1 protein-coding gene is annotated in these 514 nt (G+C 61.9%); it reads left to right on the top strand.

Features of this window, described 5'->3' with window-relative positions; all coding sequences use genetic code 11:
• Positions 1 to 34: 34 nt before the first annotated feature.
• A partial coding sequence (locus A2J02_RS04475) for an alanine:cation symporter family protein (protein ID WP_231911407.1) occupies positions 35 to 514 on the top strand: 480 nt, incomplete at its 3' end.

Raw genomic sequence — 514 nt, 5'->3', positions numbered from 1 at the left:
TCTTCTGCGGTCAACGTGCTGTTCACTCGAAGCCATGAGCTCTCACCCCCTCGCAACCGATGTACTGGCCGCGGACGGAGGCACGATCAGCTCCATCGAGACGGCGATCAACAATGCCTTCGATCCGATCTCCGCTGCCGTGTCGAATCTCGTCTTCTTCACCGTGAATATCGGCGGAGCCGCTGTTCCACTGATCGTCCTCTGGCTCATCGTCGGTGCCGTCGTCTTCACAGTGGCGTTCAAGTTCATCCAGGTCCGCGGAATCAAGCGTGCGTTGATTCTCGTCAGCGGCAAGGAGGACGAGGCGGACGCGCCCGGCGAAGTCAGCCACTTCAGAGCTCTCACCGCCGCGGTGTCCGGAACAGTCGGTCTCGGCAACATCGCCGGTGTCGCGGTCGCCGTGACACTCGGTGGACCCGGTGCCACCCTCTGGATGATCCTCGCCGGCTTGCTGGGCATGGCATCGAAGTTCGTCGAGTGCACGCTCGGCGTGAAGTACCGAGACATCAACGAG

Origin of the sequence: Rhodococcus sp. EPR-147, assembly GCF_001647185.1 — a bacterium.
GTDB lineage: Bacteria > Actinomycetota > Actinomycetes > Mycobacteriales > Mycobacteriaceae > Rhodococcoides.
The sequence above is the reverse complement of the archived record's forward strand: the minus strand, read 5'-3'. Positions and strand labels throughout refer to the sequence as shown.